This is a genomic window from Mesorhizobium sp. M0676 (assembly GCF_040320535.1).
Classification (GTDB): Bacteria; Pseudomonadota; Alphaproteobacteria; order Rhizobiales; family Rhizobiaceae; genus Mesorhizobium.
Window position 1 is genome coordinate 1 of record NZ_JAMYPU010000087.1, and the last position, 808, is coordinate 808.

Sequence of the window (808 nt, forward strand, 5' to 3'; positions counted from 1 at the left end):
GCATTGCGGCACCGTAACATAGCGCGGTGGCATTGTCGGGATGCGCTTTGACTTCCTTTTCCACTCGCAGCACACCTTGCCTTGCCGCTTCCTTGGCGTCGTCGCTGCGGCCGAGTGAAACATTGACCATCCCTAGATTGGTCCAGACCCGATAGTCATCGGGTGACAACGATACAGCACGCTGGTACAGACCGGCAGCTTTCTCGTATTGACCTTGAATGAAACAATTCCGGCCGTAAGCGAAATAGGTATCGGAAGAGCTAGCGTCTAATTCTAAAGCTCGCTCGAACTCGACTTCCGCCTCGGCATACCGGCCATTTACGAACAAGGCCCCGCCACGTGATGCATGGGCGTCGGCGAGACCTGGCTCAAGTTCCAGCGCCCGTGAGCTGTTGGAAAGGACTGCCTCGAAGCTGGCGTCGGGATCGTTGCAAGTTAACAGAAGCCACTCACAATCAGCCAAAGCGGCATAAGCGCGCGCATAATTTGGGTCAACTTCAACAGCTCTAGCAAACAGTCGCTGCGCTGTTTTGATAAACTTCGTCTCGACTCCCCTGTTGAGGAACGACCTGCCCATCAACAGCGTCTCGTAAGCCTCTGGGTTGTCGGTCGAGCGGTTTGTAATAGTCTCCAGTTCTTCGGGCAACAGCTTCACTTTGAGGACATCGACTATGGTCTTGGAAATCTCGTCCTGCAGTTTGAAGATATCGTCCAGCGTCCGGTCATATCGCTCGGCCCAGGTATGGTCACCGCCAAGACCATTGATTAGCTGAGCCGTGATGCGCACCCGTCCTCCAGCCTTGCGTAC

The 808-nt window shown here is 55.0% G+C and carries 1 protein-coding gene; it reads right to left on the reverse strand.

Going from position 1 to position 808, the window contains the following annotated elements; all coding sequences use genetic code 11:
- A partial coding sequence (locus NKI35_RS31290; protein ID WP_352742661.1) for a tetratricopeptide repeat protein occupies nucleotides 1–787 on the reverse strand: 787 nt, incomplete at its 3' end.
- Nucleotides 788–808: the final 21 nt, after the last annotated feature.